Raw genomic sequence first — 17381 nt, 5'->3', positions numbered from 1 at the left:
CTTCCTTCCGGTCCGGCCGCCCACGACGGCAGCCGACCGTGCGGAACGTTCTCCGATGAGTTCATCGGCAGCGGCGGCGACCGTGTGAGGGCCGAGACGGCCGGGTGAGCACCGGCACAGCAGCGGCGCGGACGAGCGCACCTCGTCGAGGCGCTCATCAGGGCCGCTGCGTTCTCAGCCCGCGCCCACCTCGTCGGCGACGCCCCGCAGCAGCGCGGGCCAGTCCTCGTAGCTCAGGCCGTAGCGATCGCCCATCCGCACCACGACGACGTCGGTGGCCGGGTCGACGTAGATGAACTGCCCGTGGTTGCCCATCGCGTAGAACCGGCCCGGGCGCTCGGTGTCGACCCACCAGAAGTACTGGTAGTGCGCGGCGGGGTCGGTGGTCGTGTCGTTCGCGGTGGCCTCGTGCACCCACTCGGCCGGCACCACCTGCCGCCCACCCACCGCGCCGTCGTGCGCGAACAGGTACCCCAGCGCGGCGAAGTCGCGGGCGCGGCCGTTGATCCCGCTCTCCATCTTCTCGAAGCCGCTCGCCTCGCTGTCCAGGCTCCAGGATCCGTCGGCCTCGGCGCCCATCGGCTGCCACAGCACCTCGGCGAGGTAGTCGGCCACCGGGCGCCCGGTGGCCCGCTCGAGGATCAGGCCCACCAGCAGCGGGTTGTAGTTGTTGTAGTGCCACCGCTCCCCCGGCGCCTCGACCACCTTGGCGCGCTGTGCCACGGCCCGCAGGTCGGTCGAGTAGTAGGTGACGGCGTCGTCGCTCCAGGGCATGCTGCGCTCGACGTAGCGCAGCCCGGACGACATCGTCACCAGGTCGCGCAGCGTGATGTCGGCGAAGCGTTCGTCCCGCGCGAGCAGCTCGGGCACGTAGGTGGTGACGGCGTCGTCGAGGCTGGCGATCTCCCCGCGGGCGATGGCGATGCCCACCAGCGTGGAGTCGAACGACTTGGCCACCGAGAACGACGTCTGCGTCGCCTCCCGGGAGGAGCCGTTGAGGTACTGCTCGACGACGACGTCGTCCCCGTGCAGCACGAGGAACGCCGTCGTGCCGGTGTCCTCGAGCAGCCCACTCAGCGAGGTCGCGCCGCCGGGCAGCGGCACGCCGTCCAGCGCCCCCTCCGGCAGCGGCGCGTCCCGCAGGGCCAAGGGCGTGGGCCCGGCGGGGACCGGCCGGGCCGGGAAGCGCCGCCAGTCGCCGGTGTCGGAATCCAGCCAGGCGATCGCCCGGGCGGCGCCGGAGCGGTCGAGCATGAGATGGGCCCAGGCCCACGTCCCCGCCAGGACGACGGCGAGCACGGTCGCCACCGTGGCCGGCCACCGCAGCCGGCGCCGCCGTCGGCGCAGCGCACGCCGCACGAGGAGCACCGCGGCCGCCGCGAGGGCCAGGGTGGCGAGGACCGTCGCGGCGGTGATGAGGGCGCTCACCGCGCCGTCACGTCTGTGCGAGTCACGGCGCAAGGATGGCAGGTGAACGTCTCCCGGACCGGCATCCGCGGTGCCACGCTGGTGGCGTGGCGCCCCGCCACCACCCGGGCAGGTCCCGGGCGCCAACCCGTGCGGAAGGGCGAGGGACTTCTCGATGAACCTTGAGCAGCTCGAGAAGATGAGGAACGGCACCGGTTTCGTCGCGGCGCTGGACCAGAGCGGCGGCAGCACGCCCAAGGCCCTGCGGCTCTACGGCATCCCGGAGGACGCCTACACCTCCGAGGAGGAGATGTTCGACCTGGTCCACCAGATGCGCACGCGCATCATGACCAGCCCGAGCTTCAACGGCGACCGGATCCTCGCCGCCATCCTCTTCGAGAACACCATGGACCGGGACATCGAGGGCCGGCCCACCCCGGACTACCTGTGGAACGACAAGCGCGTCGTGCCGATCCTCAAGGTTGACAAGGGCCTGGCCGAGGAGGCCGACGGCGCGCAGGTCATGAAGCCCATGCCCGGGCTGGACGAGCTCCTCGCCCGCGCCACGGACAACGGCATCTTCGGGACCAAGATGCGCTCGGTCGTCAAGCTGCCCGGCGCGGGCGTCGACGCGGTGGTCGACCAGCAGTTCGAGATCGCCCACCGGATCCTGGGCACGGGCCTGGTGCCGATCATCGAGCCCGAGGTCGACATCCACAGCCCGAAGAAGGCCGAGGCCGAGCAGCAGCTCAAGACGGCGCTCGCCGGTCACCTCGAGCAGGTCCCGGACGACCGGCTGGTCGTGTTCAAGCTCACCCTGCCCGAGGAGGACAACCTCTACCGCGACTTCGTCGAGCACCCGAAGGTTCTGCGGGTGCTGGCCCTGTCCGGCGGCTACACCCGCGCCGAGGCCGACGCGCGCCTCGCCCGCAACCACGGCGTGGTGGCCAGTTTCTCCCGCGCCCTGACCGAGGGGCTGCACGTGGACCAGAGCGACAGCGAGTTCGACGCGGCGCTGGACGCCGCGATCGCCGGGATCGCGGAGGCCTCGCTGACCTGAGCCGGCGCACCGGCCGCGCCCGGCGCGGCGTCACGCCGGGCTCAGTGCACCGCAGCCTCGGCGAGCCGGGGCTCACCGCGCCGCCTCGGCGAGCCGGGGCTCAGCGCACCGCCGCCTCGGCGAGCAGGTCGGGGCGGCGGTGCGCCAGCGCGGCCGCGGCCACGCGCGTGGGCACGCCGAGCTTGGCGAGGATGTTCGAGACGTGCACGCTCGCGGTCTTGGTCGAGATGAACAGCTCGGCGGCGATCTCGCCGTTGGACCGCCCGGCCGCGACGAGGGCGAGCACCTCGCGCTCCCGGGCGGTCAGCGCGGCGGGGTCGGCGCTGCGCCGCCGCGGCGCGCCCAGGCCGGCGCGCTGGGCGACGTCGTCGAGGTGCCGGGTGAGCAGGCGCGCGCCGATCCGCTCCGCCTCCCGGCGGGCCGCGGCGAGCACGGGCTCGGCGCCCGCCCGGTCCTCACCGGCCAGGCAGCGCGCCAGCTGCAGCCCGGCATAGGGGCGCAAGACCGCCGGGCCGGCCAGCACGGCCGGGTCGGCGAGCGTGGCGCGCCAGGTGGCGGCGTCGTCGGCGAGCTCCGCCGCGACCATCGGCGCCCAGGTGGGCCGGACCAGGGCGGTGGGGATCTGGGCCACCTGCCCGGCGAGCAGGGCCCGGTCGGCGGGCACCGCGTCGTCCGTGCGCCGCCGCAGCGCCGCGGCGGCCAGGTGCGTGAGCTGCCACAGCCGGTTGGGCGCGTGCCCGCCGGGGGCGCACAGGATGCGCTGGGTGGCGTCCCAGGCGCGCCCGGGGTCCGGCTGCGGGCCGAGCAGCGCGAGCCAGGCGGTGAGCAGCGTCAGCTCGCCCTGGAACTGGGTCTGCGGGCTGTGTCCCTCGACCACCGAGGCGAAGTCGGCGAGAGTCTGCTCGACCTCCTCGGGCCGGTCGTGCCACAGCGCCAGCCACGCCTTGAGGATGCGCAGGTGGAGCACGTAGTTCTGCGGGGGCACCAGCTCGATGGCGCGGTCCACCATGCGCTCGGCCGCCGCGAGCTCGCCGAGGGCGATCATCGGCTCGGCGGCGTTGCCGTAGAGCATGACGCCGCCCGAGCGTTCCAGGCCCTGCACGCGATTCATCTCGACGCCGGCCAGCGCCGCCTCCTTGGCCTCCCGGAACCGGCCGGCGAGGTTGAGCTGGTTGGACCAGTTGATCCAGTACCGCATGGCGATGCGCGAGCGGGCCGCGGAGTCGGCGCGGGCGGCGGCGAGCTCGACCAGGCCGGCCTCCTCGTCCCCGAGGGCGCACAGCGCCATGGCGCGGGTGTTGCGGGCGCTGCCGCGGTAGGCCGGGTCGTCGATGGCGGTGGCGACGGCGATGGCCTCCTCCGCGACGGCGATCGCCTCGCGGTGCCGGCCGGCCAGCGCGAGCTGGGCCGCGAGCAGCTCCAGCGCCATGGCCCGCTCGCGGGTGGCCGGGCGGTCGTGGGTGAGGGCGACGGCCTCGGCGAGCACCTCGGGGCCGCCCGGGCGCATGAGGTTGCCCAGCGCCCGGCCCCGGATCACCAGCCGGTAGGCGCGCACCTCCGGCTCGGCGTCGGCGGGGGTCTCCCGCAGCGCGGCGTCGGCCAGGGCGAGCGCCCGCTCGGCCTCGCCGGCCCAGACGGCGGCGCGGGCCGCACGCTCGAGCACGACGGCGTGGTCGCCGGCCACCGCGGCCGGCTCGCGCACCAGGTCCCACACCTCCAGCGCCCGCTCGTACAGGGCGAGGGCCTCGTGCGGCGCGGTGGCGCGATCCTCGGCGCGGGCCAGGGCGGCGCGGAAGGCCTCGTCGAGGCGGTGGGCGGCGAAGAGGTGATGGACCAGGTCGTGGCCGCGGGCGGCGGACAGCTCCGGGCGCCCGGCGAGCACCGCGGCGTAGCGGGCGTGCAGCCGCGTGTGCTCCCCCGGCAGCAGGTCGTCCTGGACCACCTCGTGGAGCAGCGCGTGGCGGAAGCGGTACCCGGTGTCATCGGGCACGAGGACGACGGCGTCCACCGCCTCGCGCAGCGCGGCGTCGAGGGCCGGCGCGGGGAGGTCGCTGACGGCGGCGAGCAGCTCGTGCTCGAACTGGGTGCCCGCCGCGGCCGCCGTGCGCAGCACGTGCTGGGCCTCCTCGCTGAGCGCGCGCACCCGGCCGAGGAGCGCGTCGCGCAGCGTGCCGGGCATGGTCACGCCGTCGGCGGCGGCCCGGGCCAGCTCCTCGACGAAGTAGGGCACGCCGTCGCTGCGCCGGTAGATCGCCGTAGCCACCCCCGGCGGGGGCGACCCGACCGCCGCGACGAGATCGGCGGTGCCGGCGGCGTCCAGCGGACCGAGGTCCAGCCGGGCGGTGCCGCGCTGGCGCAGCAGCTCGGCGAGGACCGGGCGCAGCGGGTGGCGGCGGTGCAGCTCCTCCTCGCGGTAGGTCGCGAGGATCATCACCGGCGCGTCGGTCAGGGCGGCGCCGAGGAAGCGCAGCAGGTGCCAGGTCGACTGGTCGCCCCAGTGCAGGTCCTCGACGACGACGAGGAGCGGGCGGCGCCGGGCCGCCTCCTCGAGCACGAGGGTGATCGCCTCGTACAGGCGCAGCCGCTCGACGTCGGCGCTGCCGGGGGCGGCGGTGAGCCCGGGCAGCACGGTCCCGAGCGAGGCCCAGCCCGCGCCGGCCCACCCGATCACCTGGTCCTGGCCGTGCCGGCGGACGAGGTCGCGCAGGAGCTGCGCGACGGCGGCGTAGGGCATCCCCTCCCCCGCGAAGGCCACGCACTGGCCGGTGACCACCTCGGCGTCGTCGAGGGACTCGGCGAACGCGGCGACGAGGGTGGTCTTGCCCATGCCGGCCTCGCCGGCGACGAGGGTGAGGCGGGCGCCGTCGGTCAGCGCGGACGACCAGGTCCGGCGCAGCTCGTCGAGCTGGGCGGACCGGCCGACCAGCAGCGGGACCGGGCGTGGGGGCACGGCGCTCATCGTGCCATGCGGTACCCACGCGGCTGGGGGAAGAACGCGCGGCGCACGGCCCACCGGGGCGGGCGGGGGCCGCGGGTGGCCGGCGCGGGGTCGCCGACGCGCTCGGCGAGGCGGCGGGCCGCCTCGGCGTTGGCGGCGGCGCGCCGCTCGGTGTCGGCGGAGAGGAACTCGTGGGTGAAGGCGTCGTAGAGGCTCATGGAACGAGAATCCGCCGATTCCGCCCCCGGAACATCGGGCACCTGCCCAGTTCTGGGCGGGCGCCCACCTCCCTAAGGTGCCTTAGGTGGAGCCGGGCGGTCTCAGGCGCAGCCGGGCGGTCTCAGGCGCGGCTCCGGCGCATGGCGGTGCGCTGGAGGTACTCGCCCCAGGTGCCCGCGCCGCGCGGCACGGCGTCGGTGACGAGACTGTCCGCGCGGAACGCCCGGCCGAGCCGGCCCGGCACGCGCATCCGGACCACCGGGCGCCGCAGGCCGCGGGCGTGCAGCCACTGGCGAGCGATCTCGCCCATGTCGAACACCTCGGGCCCGCACAGCTCGAGCACCTGCCCGGAGGGCCCCGCGGCGACGATCTCGGCCAGGCGCGCGGCGACGTCGTCGAGGTCGACCGTCTGCACGCGGATGCCGGGGTCGACGACGAGCGCGCCCAGCCGCGCCGTCGCAGCGAAGATCTGGTCCGGGAAGGTGTGGAACTGGGTGGCGCGCAGCACCGTCCAGCCGACGCCGGAGGTGCGCACGGCCTCCTCGGCGGCGAGCTTGACCCGGTAGTACCCCCACGGCACGGCGTCGACGCCCACGATCGAGACGTACACCAGGTGCCCGACCCCGGCCGCCCGTGCCGCGGCCGCCAGCCGGTAGGTGCCCTCGACGTCCACCTGGCGGGTGTAGCCGCGCCGGTAGGGCGCCGAGGCGAGGTGGACGACGGCGTCCGCGCCGGCTACGGCCTCGGCGAGGCCCGCGCCGGTCGCCAGGTCGCCGCGCACCCAGCGCACCGGGCCGTCGTCCGCGCGCCCCTCGCGGCTGAGGGCCCGGACGCCGTGCCCGGCGACGGCGAGCGCCGGCGCGACCACCCGGCCCAGCTGCCCGCTGGCCCCCGTCAGGAGCACCTCGCTCATCGTCGTCCCCTCGCGGCGAGATCCATCGTCACGGCAGCGTGCCTGCTGGCCGTCGGGTGCACATCGACCTCCCAGGTCCGATTTCGGACAGCGTAGGGCACCGATCCCTGCCGACACCCGTGTTCGCTGGCATGAAGCGTTGCCGAAAGGCCGGCACGATCCCGCGCTGGGGGGCCCGACCCGCGCCGGTGGCCCGACGCACGATGGCGACGGCCTCCCCGGAGCCGGGGACGACCCGGCCCTCCACCCGTGGTGGGATGGGCGAGTGGGCGGCGTCCTTCCCCGGTCCGGCCCACCCCAAGCAGGATCGTCCGGCACGACGATGCCCCGACGGGGCAGCCGAAAATAGCGTCGGAGCATGATCACCGCGACCACGCCGCACACCCCCGCGGCACCCAACGAGCCCGTCGCCCGCGTCGAGCGCGTCACCAAGCGCTACGGCGAGGGCCCGGGCGCCGTCGTCGCCCTCGACGACGTCTCCCTCGCCATCGCGCCCGGCCGTCTCACCGCCGTCATGGGCCCGTCCGGCAGTGGCAAGTCCACCCTCATGCACGTCATGGCCGGACTCGACACCCCGACGTCGGGACGCGCCTGGATCGGTGGCACCGAGATCACCACGCTGGGCGACGAGGACCTCACGGCCATCCGGCGCCGCCAGGTCGGCTTCGTCTTCCAGGCCTTCAACCTCGTGCCGACCATGGACGTGCTGGGCAACGTCTACCTGCCCTTCGAGCTCGACGACCACATGGCCACCGACCAGCAGCGCGCCTGGGTGCACCAGCTCGTCGACCGGCTGGGCCTGGCCGACCGGCTCGCGCACCGGCCCGGGGAGCTCTCCGGGGGCCAGCAGCAGCGCGTGGCGATCGCCCGCGCCCTGGCCACCCGGCCCGACCTCGTCCTCGCCGACGAGCCCACCGGCAACCTCGACTCCCGCTCGGGCGCGGAGGTGCTCGCCCTGCTCGCCGACGCCGCGGACACCCTGGGGCAGTCGATCGTCATGGTCACCCACGACGCCGCGGCCGCCGCGCACGCCTCCCGCGTGGTCTTCATCGCCGACGGCCGCCTGGTCCACGAGCTCGCCACCCCGACCCGCGCGGAGATCGCCGAGGTCATGCTGCACCTGGAGGAGTCGGCCGCGGCCCGGGCCGCGCACCGGGCCGCCGGCCGGCACGGTCGGCTCGGCCGGGAGCGGGTCGCATGAGAAACGCGCTGCGCGAGCTGCGCGCCGACCCGCGCCAGCACCTGCCCAGCGCGCTCGTGGTCACGATCGCGTCGCTGTTCGGTGTCGCGATCATCGACGGCATCGCCATCCTCTCGGCCTGGCTGCGGCAGGCCGAGGCGGTGCAGGAGTCCGGCACCGCGCTGGTGATGATCTGGATCGTCGGCATCGTCTTCTTCGGCATCGCCCTGTTCGTCTCGGCGCTGGTCATCGCCAACACCTTCGGCATCATCGTGGCCGGGCGGGCCGAGCGCCTGGCGCTGCTGCGCCTCATCGGCGCCTCCGCGCGCCGGCTGCGCCGGTCGGTGGGCGCGGAGGGGTTGCTGGTCGGGGTTGCCGGCGCGCCCGCGGGCGCCGTCGTCGGCACCGGTCTCGCGTCCGCCGGGATCTGGCTCATGGGCCGGCTCGACCTCGCCCACGACCTGGCGGTGAACCTGCTCGGTCCCGGGCTGGTCGCGCCCGTGGTCACGACGGTTCTCATCACCTGGGCCGCGGCCCACGCCGGCTCGCGGCGCATCCTCACTGTCTCGCCGATGCAGGCCACCGGGCAGGCGCGCGAGCCCAACCTCGACGAGGCGCGCAGCGGCCGGGCGCGGCACGTGCTGTCGGTGCTCGCCGCCGGCGGTGGCACGGTGCTGCTGGGGGCCGGGGTGTGGCTGGGGCAGGTCAGCCCCGTCGGCATCCTCGTCGCGCTGCCCGGCGGCATGCTGTCCTTCACCGGGCTGGTGCTCGGCGCCGCCTGGGTGATGCCGCCGGTGCAGCGGCTCGCCGGCGCCGTGCTGGGGCGCGGCCCCGCCGGCCGGTTGGCCGCCCGCAACGCCGCGCGTTACCCCGTGCGCACGGCGCGCACCACGATGGGCCTGGTCATCGGGGTCACCCTGATCGTCATGTTCGCCACCGCCGCGGCGAACCTCAACAAGGCGATGGCCCTGTCCAACGAGGCGCAGACCGAGATGAGCGCCGCCGAGCTCGCCGAGGTCGAGCGTCTCGTCGCCGACGCGCTGGCGTTCTTCGCGGTGCTGCTCGCCTTCGCGGTGGTCATCGCCGTCATCGGCGTCGTCAACAACATGTCCTTGTCGGTGCTCCAACGCAGGCGTGAGATCGGGCTGCTGCGGGCGGTGGGGCTCTCCCGCCGCCGGGTGCGCGCGATGATCCTCGCCGAGGCGGCGCAGCTGACCGTGGCGGCCACGATGCTCGGCGTCGTCCTCGGCGTCCTCTACGGCTGGGCGGGGGCGCTCAGCCTGCTCTCCGCGCTCGACGGCGTGGGCCTGATGGCCCCGGCCCTGCCCTGGGGCGTGCTCGCCGGGGCGGTGGTCGCGGCCGGCCTGGTCGTGGCGGCGGCCTCGCTCGCCCCCGCGCGGCGCGCCGCGCGGGTCTCGCCGACGGCGGCGCTGCAGGCGGTGTAGCACCCCTCGCGGCGGGCGACCGCGGGCCCCGCTCGCGGCCACCGCTTGCACGACGCGGCCACCGCGGCAGTTGCAACTGTCGCGCTCAACGAGTCTCGCTGGAGGCACGCCGGAGAGCTGGGCACTACCGCCGCGCCGTCGGCCACATCGTCTCGGCCGCGGCGTCGTCGGCGTCGCGCAGCACGCGCAAGACGTTGCCGCCCGCGAGCGCCTCGAGCTCCCGGCGCGACCAGCCCCGCTCGGCCAGCGCGGTAAGCAGGCGCGGGTAGCCCGAGACGTCCTCCAGCCCGGTGGGCAGCCGGTCCACGCCGTCGTAGTCCCCGCCCAGGCCGATGTGGTCCACCCCGGCCACCTCCCGGGCGTGCTCGACGTGCGCGACGACGTCGTCGATGCCCACCTGCGGGCGCGGGTGCTCGGCCTCCCAGACCGCCAGGCGCCGCTCCCACGCCGCCTCGGGGTCGTCGGCGGCGTTCTCGGCGGCGACGGCGGCCGGGTCCTCCCCCGGGCGCGGCGCGCGCGGCCAGTGCCAGTCCCCGCCGTCCAGCGCGGCGTGCGCCGCCTCGGTCCACCGGGCGGCGGCGGACGAGACGAACTTGGGCACGAACGTCACCTGCAGCACGCCGCCGTTGGCGGCCAGCCGCTCGAGGACGGCGTCGGAGGCGTTGCGCGGGTGGTCGCACACCGCCCGGCAGGAGGAGTGGGAGAAGATGACCGGCGCGCGCGTCGCGTCCAGGGCGGCCAGCTGGGTGGTCTCGGCGGTGTGGGACAGGTCGACGAGCATGCCGATGCGGTTCATCTCGGCGACGACGGCGCGGCCCTCGTCGGTCAGGCCCCCGACCGCGGGGGCGTCGGTGGCGGAGTCGGCCCAGGCGACGTTGTCGTTGTGGGTCAGGGTCATGTACCGCACCCCCAGCCGGGCCAGCGCCCGCAGCGCCCCGAGCGACCGGCCGATCGAGTGGCCGCCCTCGGCGCCGAGGAGGGAGGCGATGCGGCCGGCGCGGAACGTCGCGAGCACCTCGTCGGCGGTGCAGGCGAGGGCGAAGGTGTCGGGGTAGCGGGCGATGAGCCGGTGGACGGCGTCGACCTGCTCGATGGTGCCGAGCACCGCCTCGGCGCCGGTGAGGGTGGAGGGCACGAACACCGACCAGAACTGGGCGCCCACCCGGCCCGCCCGCAGCCGCGGGATGTCGGTGTGCAGGCCCGCGCGCGGGGCGTCGAGCCCGTCGACGGCGTACCCGGCGCGGCTGCGCAGGGCGTAGGCGAGGTCGTTGTGCCCGTCGATGAGCGGGGTGGTGGTGAGGACCTCGTCGACGAGGGCCGCGGCGGCGGTGGTCATGGACCTCATCCTCCCGCGGCTTCCGGCGGTTCGCCGGGAAGCCGCCTCCGGCGCCGGGGCGGCAGGCACGGGGACGGCCGGCGCAGGCATCCGCGCAGGCGGAGCGCAGGGGGCCGGCGCGGCTGCCCGGCCGCGACCCGCAAGCGCGCCGCCACACCGGCCCGCTACACCGGCAGGTGGGTGCGCGGCGCCATCCGCGGGCCGCGCCGCGGATGGCGCAGCCCGGCCAGCTCGACCAGGCGCTGCACCCGGTAGCGGTGCGGCCGGAACGGCTCGAGCAGCTCGGCGAGGGCGGCGTCGTCGAGCTCCTCGCCGGTGAGGGCGTAGGTGATGTCCCGGGCGACGTGGTAGTCCCCGAAGCTCACCGCGTCGGCGTCGCCGTGGGCGCGGAAGCGCACCTCGGCGCTGGTCCACACCCCGATGCCGGGCAGCGAGCGCAGCCCGCGGTCGGCGTCGGCCGGCGTCATCGCGAGGGTGCGCTCGAGGGAGGGGGCCAGCCGCGCGGCCCGCACGATCGTGCGGGAGCGGGCGGGGTCGACCGGCAGGCGCAGCCACTCCCAGGAGGGGATGCGCGCCAGCGTCTGCGGGTCGGGCTGGACCCACAGGCGCCGGGCGGCGCCCGGCCCCGGGGCGCGCTCACCGAAGCGGTAGACGAGGTTGCGGAACCCGGCGAACGCCTCCCGCCCGGTGACCTTCTGCTCGATGACCGCCGGGACGAGGGACTCCATCACCAGCCCCGTGCGGGGCATGCGCCAGTGGGGGTGCCGGCGCGCCAGCTCGGCGACGACCGGGTGACGGTGGGCGGGAAAGCCCGCCGCGTCGTCGTCGCCGCCGAGCATCGCCGGCACCGCCGCCAGGGCCCACTCCGCCCCGTCGCCCCAGGCGGCCGCGTGGACCGCCGCGCCGGCCGGGCGCGGCTCGAGCCGCAGGGTGGCGGTGCCCTCGGGCGTGCGCAGACCGCGCCAGACGGCGCCGTCGTCGTCGCGGCGGAAGGTCGGGTCGCCGCCGCCATGGCGCAGGACACCGATCACCTGGTGGAGGGGGCAGGGCCACGGGGCAATCCACGTCCGCTCGGCTGCCCGCACGGTCCCAGGATACGAGCCTGGGAGCTGCGGGCCCGGACCCGGCCGGTCAACGGGCCCGGACGCGCCGGTGAACGAATCCGGACGCGCCGATGAACGGGACCGGATCCGGCCGTCGAACCCGGACCTTGGTCGCGTGCCGCCGGGCGCCCGTCGGGGGCACGATGGGGCATGGGCTTCGACGACGAGCACCGCATCACTCCCCTCAGCGACGACGCGTGCTGGGAGCTGCTCGAGGCGAACGACCTCGCGCGCCTGGCCGTGAGTGTCGCGAACCGGCCGGACATCTACCCGATCTCGTACCTCAGCCGGGACCGGAAGCTGTACCTGCGCACCTCCGAGGGCAGCAAGCTGCTCGAGCTGGCGATCAACAGCCAGGTCGCGCTCGAGGTGGACCGGGTCGACGACGACCACGCCAGCAGCGTCGTCGTCCACGGCCGGGCGCGCCGGCTGGAGAAGGAGGCCGAGATCGCGGCCGTCGAGCAGCTGCCGCTGCGTGTGCGGCTGCCGATCGCCGCGCCGGTCTACGTGGAGATCACCCCGGAGATGGTCGAGGGGCGCGCCTTCGACTTCACCCCGGAGTGACCGCGCGCCGGTGAGCGCGCCCGGGCGAAGGGCGCGCTACCGCACCGCGGCGAGCAGGTCCGCGGGATCGGTCACCGCGACGACGGCCCCGCCTCGGGCGCGGTCGCGCACCTCGCGCCCGTCCAGCGGCGCGGCGAGGCGCACCGTCTGCAGCAGCGGCACCGCCCGCGACGGGCAGGCGAAACCGAGCCGGGTGGCCCGGCGCGCGACGGTGACGGCCCGCAGCTCCACGGTCCGGCCGCTCTCGCGCACGGTGACGTCGTGCGGGTCTCCGCAGCCCGGGGCGCCGCCGGTGTACTCCACCACGAGGTCCCGGCCGTCCCCGGTGGCGGCGACGGCGGTCACCGGGGCCGCGTGCAGGCGGTCGAAGCCGACGAAGACCGCGTAGAGCGCGAGAAGGAGCCCGAGGATCACCACCGCGCACACGAGGTACAGGCTCATTGCCCGCACCCGGTCCCGCGCCTGGCGCGGAAGCTCCTCCATGACGGCATGGTGGCCCGCCGCGCGCGCCCGGGCCACACCTGCGTGGTGGTCCCATCCCGGCGTGGGCGGGACCTCTCGCTCGGGCGTGACACGCACCACGTACCGGAACGAGATTGCCACCAGATCCCGACCGAGCTCTCCTCACGCCCTCGGCGGCGCCCCGGAGCGCACGTGAGCCGCATGCACTCCGCCGGCTCGTCCGTGCCGCGACGCCTGCCCTCGCGGCCGGTCGCTGCCAGAATCGGGAGATGTTGCTCGCCGAGCTGGTCGAGACCTCCGCCGCCGTCGCGGCCACCCGCTCCCGGCTGGACAAGCGCGCCCTGCTGGCGGCCGCCCTGCGCGCGGCGGGACCCGACGAGGTCGAGATCGTCGCGTCCTACCTCTCCGGCCGGCCGCGCCAGCGGCGCACCGGTGTCGGTTGGCGCTCGCTGACGGAGCTGCCGAGCCCCGCCGACACCGCCACGCTGACGCCGGCCGGAGTCGACGCGGCGCTCGAGCGGATCGCCGCCCTGGCCGGCGCCGGGTCGCAGGCGGCTCGGTCCGAGGCCGTCGCCCGCCTGTTCGCCGCCGCCACCGCCCAGGAGCAGCGCTTCCTGCGCGCCCTGATCTTCGGCGAGCTGCGCCAGGGCGCCCTGGACTCCCTCCTGCTCGACGCCATCGCCGCGGCCGCCGACGTCCCCCTCGCCGCGGTGCGCCGGGCGGCGATGTTCAGCGCCCTGTCGGGGCCGATCGCGGCCGCCGCGCTCACCGGCGGCGCGCCGGCGCTGGCCGCGTTCCGTCTCGAGGTCGGCCGGCCGGTGCGGCCCATGCTGGCCGCGAGCGCCCCGGACGTCCCGGCCGCGCTGGCCAAGCTCGGCGGCCCGGTCGCCGCTGACGGCAAGATCGACGGCATCCGCGTCCAGGTCCACCGGGCCGGCGACGACGTCGCCGTCTTCACCCGCTCCCTCGACGACATCACGGACCGGGTGCCCGAGCTCGTGGAGCTGGTTGCCGGGCTCGAGACGGACGCCGTCGTGCTCGACGGCGAGGCGATCGCCCTGGACGCGGCCGGGCGTCCGCGCCCGTTCCAGGAGACCGGCTCACGGACGATGAGCCGCGACGGCGCCGCCCTGCGCGAGCAGGTCCCGCTCACCGCGTACTTCTTCGACGTGCTCCACCTCGACGGGGCCGACCTCATCGACGCCCCCGCCGCCGAACGCTTCGCGGCCCTGTCCCGGGTGGTGCCGGCGGCGTCGATCGTCCCGCGGCGGGTGAGCGCGGACCCGGCGGAGGTCCAGGACTTCTTCCGGCAGATGCTCGAGCGCGGCCATGAGGGCGTCGTCGTCAAGGACCTCGCCGCGCCCTACGACGCCGGCCGGCGCGGGTCGGCCTGGGTCAAGGTCAAGCCGCGGCACACCCTGGACCTGGTCGTGCTCGCGGTGGAGTGGGGCAGCGGCCGGCGCCAGGGATGGCTGTCGAACATCCACCTCGGCGCCCGCGACGGCGACGGGTTCGTCATGCTCGGCAAGACTTTGAAGAACAGTGACCGAAGCGGCTGGGTTCCTGTCGGAAAAACTTTCAAGGGGATGACAGACGAGATGCTCGCCTGGCAGACGAAGCGTTTCCTGGAGTTGGAGACGCACCGCGAAGGCCGCATCGTCTACGTCCGGCCCGAGCAGGTCGTGGAGGTAGCGTTCGATGGAGTGCAGCGATCCAACCGGTATGCAGGTGGCGTCGCTTTGCGCTTCGCGCGCGTCGTCCGCTATCGCGACGACAAGGACGCGAGCGAGGCAGACACCATCCAAACATTGCGCGGTCTCTGATCCCAGCGCCGCCCCGTTACCCGATTGATGTTCGGCACCCGGGCCGACAAGAGGTCAATCCTCTACCCGCCTAATGTCGCGTCCTAATCCGTCGGCTTTTCACAGGTTGCCAGCAGACTCCTCACCGCACTTTCGTCGCTTTCTGCGCCACACTCCTTACACGGCTCCGACGGAGACGAGGTGATGAGCATGGCGGAGCACGACGGGCAAATAAAAATGTCGGAGTTAAGAAGCCTCGAAAGGCTGGCCAGAGGGGCCGTTGCCAGAACCGTCCTAGGGTCCTTCAGCGCATACTTGTGAAGCGGCTTGGCCCCGCGACTCAACTCCCCGATTTTTTCGACCGCACCCGCCTCAATCCAGCTTACGATCTTGTTTCGCACGGCGGTCGTCGAGATTTTGAACACGTCGCTCGCCAATCGAGTGTTCGTAAAGGAGGGTTCCGGCAGTCGAGCCAAATCCTTCATGAATCTGCCGAACAGTTCCTGGCTACGCGTTTTCGAGAACTCGTGAATACCCTTGTAGATTGTGCGCTCAGATATCAGAGCAGGGTAGTCGGGTTGACGCGTGTGTTCTGCTACGATCCGCTCACACATTCTGATCATGTCGCGCGGTGAGTCGGGACTTAGATGGGCGAGTAGTCGGTGAACGTCGACGCCGAACGATGGATCGACCAACTGATTGAAACTAGTCACGCGCCCATCGGAAAAAGCAGCAACCCGTCGGCTAAGCATCTCCATCAGTTCTGGCACTGTCCAGTGGAGTTTAGAGACGCCAAGACGATCCCCACGTCCGCCGCTTTCCACAAAGAGATCTTCAAGGAGGTCCCAGAGAAAGAACTTAAACGCCACTCCAGGCTGCTCTACAGTCGTGAGATCCAAGAGAAGCGGGCTAACGAGACTAAAGGCAAGGTCAGGGCGGTTCCCGGTCTTGCTAGTCTCGTCCAACTTATCGACAAGAATGTAAACCGCCTCGAACCCTAGAGCGCGAAACACGTCAACCAGTTTCGGGAATAGATAGGCCAGCGTGGCGGCTTGACCGGTTGCGCTCTCCGCCAGCTCGGAAGGCAACTTTACGCCATCTAAGCCAAACTTGCTCATCAGCGCAGCGATGCCCGCTGCTATGAATCCGCCGTACTTGTGCCAAGTTTCTACCGCCTTGTCTCCTAGGGACTTCACGGACGAGATGGCGGTTTCTAGCTCTTGTTGATTGAGGTCATTAAGTAGTTCGCCTGCAGCATACTTGAGAACCTGCTTATTGTGCTCACTAAGCGAATGTGCACGCCAAGTGTCCTCGGCGAGGTGACTAAGTGCGGCCACCGTCAGCAGGCGGCATATAACCTTCTGATGATCGGCAAGGCTCGCCGTCTTTGGATCGATCTCAGAGAAGTTGGTGTACGTAACGCACGCAAAGTCGGCCTCCTCCCCTGATGCGATCTCGATCATTCGTCGCTGCGCCGTCTTGCCGCTGCCGCGCGGAGCAAAGACAATCGTTGACTTGGGTGACGTGGGAGACCCGAGGACGCTCTCAAAGTAGGGGGGCGGAACGAAGTAGTCTGCCAGGCTTTCTTCATTCTCTGAGTTGGTCGATGCGAAGGGATCGCCGACGAACCCATGGCTGGTAAGGAAGCTCTCAGCGGTCACCTGTGTCTCCAGATTATTGACTGGTCGCGACTTTAACTTACCGACGTGTGAGAGGCACGCTCTGCACGGCGTGTGTCACACGTGCGGTGCAAGACTTTCAAAGGGATGACCGACGAGATGCTCGCCTGGCAGACCGAGCGCTTCCTCCAGCTGGAGACCGGGCGGCACGGCCACGTCGTCGCGCTGCGGCCCGAGCAGGTGGTCGAGGTGGCCTTCGACGGCATCCAGCGCTCCCCGCGCTACCCCGGCGGGCTCGCCCTGCGGTTCGCGCGCGTCCTGCGCTACCGCGACGACAAGACGGCGACGGAGGCCGACACCATGGACACCGTCCGCTCGCTCGCCTGACCAACCCAGGACGCCGGCCTCCTGCTGCTCGGGGCGGGCGGGCTGTCGCCCCCGGTCGGGCCCGACCCGCCGGTGGCCGCATTGTCGCCACGGGCGATGGGCTACTACGGTCAACGGCAGCAACTGCGATGCTGCAGCCAGTGGAACGAGTCGTCCATGCCTCTCCTTCCCGAAGCCCGTTCCGCGGCGAGGCTCAGCCACCAGGCGGCCCGCCGACCGACCCTCCCGGTCGCCCTGCGTCTCGCCGTCACCGGCGTCCCGGCCGCCGCACTCGCGGCACACGCGGCGCCCGCCCTGACCACGATCCGGCCGCTGCGGTTGGCGTTGCTCCCGCGCCTCAGCGGCGTGGGTGCCCCCGGCGGGATCGCGGTGACGTTGGACGACGGTCCGGACCCGCTCGGCACCCCCGCCGTCCTGAACGTCCTCGCCGAGCTGGGCTGGCGCGTGACGTTCTTCCTGCTCGGCGCGCAGGCGGTGCGGTACCCCGAGGTCGCCCGGCGCATCGTGCAGGCCCGTCACGAGATCGGCGTGCACGGCCACCTCCACCGCAACCACCTGGCGCGGGGCCCGCAGGCGCTGCGCCGCGACCTCGCGCGCGCAAAGACCGTGATCGAGGCGGTCACCGGCGTCCGGCCGCGGTGGTTCCGCCCGCCGTACGGGGTGCTCTCCGCCGGCACGGTCTGGGCGGCGCGGCGCGCGGGCCTGCGGCCGGTCCTGTGGACGGCCTGGGGCCGGGACTGGACCGGGCTGCCCGCCGAGACGATCACGGCGACGGTGCTGCGCACCCTCCGCGACGGCGGCACGGTGCTGCTGCACGACTCGGACTGCACCAGCGTGCCGGGGTCCTGGCGGGGCACGGTCCGGAGCATCCCCTTGCTCGCCGCGCGGGTCCGGGCGCAAGACTGGCAGGTGCGCACGCTCACCGAGCACCTGGGGCGGTGAGGTC

General features: G+C 73.6%; 14 protein-coding genes and 1 pseudogene. 7 read left to right on the top strand and 8 right to left on the bottom strand.

Features of this window, described 5'->3' with window-relative positions:
* Window positions 1-174: 174 nt before the first annotated feature.
* Window positions 175-1428: a serine hydrolase domain-containing protein gene (locus GD880_RS18790; protein ID WP_152233141.1), complete on the bottom strand. Its 1254-nt coding sequence runs from the start codon at window positions 1426-1428 to the stop codon at window positions 175-177.
* Between the two features lie 154 nt (window positions 1429-1582).
* On the opposite strand from GD880_RS18790, the gene GD880_RS18785 reads away from it, so the two are divergent.
* Window positions 1583-2467 carry a fructose bisphosphate aldolase gene (locus tag GD880_RS18785; protein ID WP_152233140.1) on the top strand — a complete coding sequence of 295 codons (885 nt, stop codon included), beginning with the start codon at window positions 1583-1585 and terminating at the stop codon, window positions 2465-2467.
* 100 nt (window positions 2468-2567) lie between these two features.
* Here GD880_RS18785 and GD880_RS21150 read toward each other — a convergent pair whose 3' ends face one another.
* The 3 genes from GD880_RS21150 to GD880_RS18770 form a co-directional block, all read right to left on the bottom strand.
* Window positions 2568-5417, bottom strand: a complete 2850-nt coding sequence (locus GD880_RS21150; protein ID WP_193314602.1) for a helix-turn-helix transcriptional regulator — start codon at window positions 5415-5417, stop codon at window positions 2568-2570.
* Between the two features lie 5 nt (window positions 5418-5422).
* Entirely contained in the window at window positions 5423-5623 is a 201-nt protein-coding gene (locus tag GD880_RS18775) for a hypothetical protein (RefSeq protein WP_152233138.1), read from the bottom strand.
* 122 nt (window positions 5624-5745) lie between these two features.
* Window positions 5746-6537, bottom strand: a complete 792-nt coding sequence (locus tag GD880_RS18770) for an SDR family oxidoreductase (protein ID WP_152233137.1) — start codon at window positions 6535-6537, stop codon at window positions 5746-5748.
* Window positions 6538-6895: 358 nt separating this feature from the next.
* On the opposite strand from GD880_RS18770, the gene GD880_RS18765 reads away from it, so the two are divergent.
* Together GD880_RS18765 and GD880_RS18760 are read left to right on the top strand one after the other, a co-directional pair.
* Complete coding sequence (locus tag GD880_RS18765) at window positions 6896-7738, top strand: ABC transporter ATP-binding protein (protein ID WP_152233136.1); 843 nt, start codon at window positions 6896-6898, stop codon at window positions 7736-7738.
* Window positions 7735-9162, top strand: coding sequence for an ABC transporter permease (locus tag GD880_RS18760; protein WP_152233135.1), 1428 nt, complete (start codon window positions 7735-7737; stop codon window positions 9160-9162). Before GD880_RS18765 ends, GD880_RS18760 begins: the two co-directional genes overlap by 4 nt.
* A 124-nt stretch (window positions 9163-9286) precedes the next feature.
* Here GD880_RS18760 and GD880_RS18755 read toward each other — a convergent pair whose 3' ends face one another.
* Together GD880_RS18755 and GD880_RS18750 are read right to left on the bottom strand one after the other, a co-directional pair.
* A complete protein-coding gene (locus GD880_RS18755) occupies window positions 9287-10498 on the bottom strand; it encodes a dipeptidase (RefSeq protein ID WP_152233134.1) in 1212 nt (403 codons plus the stop codon).
* Window positions 10499-10662: 164 nt separating this feature from the next.
* A complete protein-coding gene (locus GD880_RS18750; protein ID WP_226909820.1) occupies window positions 10663-11529 on the bottom strand; it encodes a DNA-3-methyladenine glycosylase family protein in 867 nt (288 codons plus the stop codon).
* Between the two features lie 222 nt (window positions 11530-11751).
* Between GD880_RS18750 and GD880_RS18745 the strand changes: the two genes are divergently transcribed.
* Entirely contained in the window at window positions 11752-12165 is a 414-nt protein-coding gene (locus tag GD880_RS18745; protein ID WP_152233132.1) for a pyridoxamine 5'-phosphate oxidase family protein, read from the top strand.
* Between the two features lie 36 nt (window positions 12166-12201).
* Here the strand turns inward: GD880_RS18745 and GD880_RS18740 are convergent, their stop codons facing one another.
* Entirely contained in the window at window positions 12202-12648 is a 447-nt protein-coding gene (locus GD880_RS18740; protein WP_152233131.1) for a hypothetical protein, read from the bottom strand.
* A gap of 248 nt (window positions 12649-12896) precedes the next feature.
* On the opposite strand from GD880_RS18740, the gene GD880_RS18735 reads away from it, so the two are divergent.
* A complete protein-coding gene (locus tag GD880_RS18735) occupies window positions 12897-14450 on the top strand; it encodes an ATP-dependent DNA ligase (RefSeq protein WP_152233130.1) in 1554 nt (517 codons plus the stop codon).
* An 83-nt stretch (window positions 14451-14533) separates the two neighbouring features.
* On the opposite strand, the gene GD880_RS18730 is transcribed toward GD880_RS18735, so the two are convergent.
* Window positions 14534-16090, bottom strand: a complete 1557-nt coding sequence (locus GD880_RS18730) for a P-loop ATPase, Sll1717 family (protein ID WP_152233129.1) — start codon at window positions 16088-16090, stop codon at window positions 14534-14536.
* A gap of 90 nt (window positions 16091-16180) precedes the next feature.
* On the opposite strand from GD880_RS18730, the pseudogene GD880_RS18725 reads away from it, so the two are divergent.
* Window positions 16181-16435, top strand: a pseudogene (locus GD880_RS18725) (ATP dependent DNA ligase); the annotation flags it as partial.
* Between the two features lie 156 nt (window positions 16436-16591).
* The gene (locus GD880_RS18720; RefSeq protein WP_152233128.1) at window positions 16592-17377 is read left to right on the top strand and encodes a polysaccharide deacetylase family protein; all 786 of its coding nucleotides are present in this window, start codon (window positions 16592-16594) and stop codon (window positions 17375-17377) included.
* The last annotated feature ends 4 nt before the right edge of the window (window positions 17378-17381 follow it).

The organism is Georgenia ruanii, assembly GCF_009193175.1.
Lineage (GTDB): Bacteria > Actinomycetota > Actinomycetes > Actinomycetales > Actinomycetaceae > Georgenia > Georgenia ruanii.
The sequence above is the reverse complement of the archived record's forward strand: the minus strand, read 5'-3'. Positions and strand labels throughout refer to the sequence as shown.

Excerpts from the sequence above, each read along its gene's own strand:
- GD880_RS18775 (WP_152233138.1), bottom strand. The coding sequence starts at position 5,623 with ATGAGCCTCTACGACGCCTTCACCCACGAGTTCCTCTCCGCCGACACC.
- GD880_RS18720 (WP_152233128.1), top strand. The coding sequence starts at position 16,592 with ATGCCTCTCCTTCCCGAAGCCCGTTCCGCGGCGAGGCTCAGCCACCAG.
- GD880_RS18735 (WP_152233130.1), top strand. The coding sequence starts at position 12,897 with ATGTTGCTCGCCGAGCTGGTCGAGACCTCCGCCGCCGTCGCGGCCACC.
- GD880_RS18745 (WP_152233132.1), top strand. The coding sequence starts at position 11,752 with ATGGGCTTCGACGACGAGCACCGCATCACTCCCCTCAGCGACGACGCG.
- GD880_RS18760 (WP_152233135.1), top strand. The coding sequence starts at position 7,735 with ATGAGAAACGCGCTGCGCGAGCTGCGCGCCGACCCGCGCCAGCACCTG.
- GD880_RS18740 (WP_152233131.1), bottom strand. The coding sequence starts at position 12,648 with ATGGAGGAGCTTCCGCGCCAGGCGCGGGACCGGGTGCGGGCAATGAGC.
- GD880_RS18770 (WP_152233137.1), bottom strand. The coding sequence starts at position 6,537 with ATGAGCGAGGTGCTCCTGACGGGGGCCAGCGGGCAGCTGGGCCGGGTG.
- GD880_RS18785 (WP_152233140.1), top strand. The coding sequence starts at position 1,583 with ATGAACCTTGAGCAGCTCGAGAAGATGAGGAACGGCACCGGTTTCGTC.
- GD880_RS18765 (WP_152233136.1), top strand. The coding sequence starts at position 6,896 with ATGATCACCGCGACCACGCCGCACACCCCCGCGGCACCCAACGAGCCC.
- GD880_RS18755 (WP_152233134.1), bottom strand. The coding sequence starts at position 10,498 with ATGACCACCGCCGCCGCGGCCCTCGTCGACGAGGTCCTCACCACCACC.